This window comes from Alteromonas sp. AWJ4_197 (assembly GCF_056160285.1).
The window spans coordinates 1-590 of the sequence record NZ_JBSWWW010000044.1; the positions used below are offsets into that span (position 1 = coordinate 1).

Annotated in this window: 1 protein-coding gene; it reads right to left on the reverse strand. The window is 75.1% G+C overall.

All coding sequences use genetic code 11. The features are described 5' to 3' along the window. On the reverse strand, nucleotides 1-590 hold a 590-nt coding region (locus ACXAGC_RS20465; RefSeq protein WP_474846853.1), incomplete at both ends, for an FtsX-like permease family protein.

Here is a 590-nt window from a genome sequence, read left to right on the forward strand (position 1 = left end):
CCCCAGCACGGAGCCGAGGAGACTGGTGGCGGCGATCTCGACCGCCGCGATGCCGGCCACCGTGCGCGGGCTCGCCCCGATGAGGCGCAGGGTCGCGAAGCGCTCCGCGCGCTGGGCCGCGCCCAGGCGCGTGCTGATGCTGATCAGCAGCAGCACGGGGAAGAGCACGGCGATGCCGCCCACCACCATCAGGGTGCGGTAGTTGCCGGTGTTGTCCGCGAAGGAGTTGACCGAGAAGTCGGGGACGATCGCGGCGGCCGGCCGCTGCCGCAGCTCGGCCTCCTCGGCCCCCCTGACCGCCACCAGGGAGTCCGGTCCGGCCAGGGCCGTGTCCTCGATCGCGCCGGCGAGGGTCCCGAAGCGGTCCCCGAGCTGATCGGCCGGGGTGGACTCGATCAGGTCCTGCAGGGCCGGGGAGGCGTAGTACGTCCCCGGCTCCGGGGGCGCGCCGATCCCGGGGATCCGCACGGCGGAGTCCTCGGTGACGGCGACGTCGCGGCGCTGGACGAGCTGGTCCCGGAACACCTCGTCGGCGCGGTCCACCAGGGCCGTGTCCGCGGTGAGCGGCACCGGCCGGGCCTCCTCGGTCG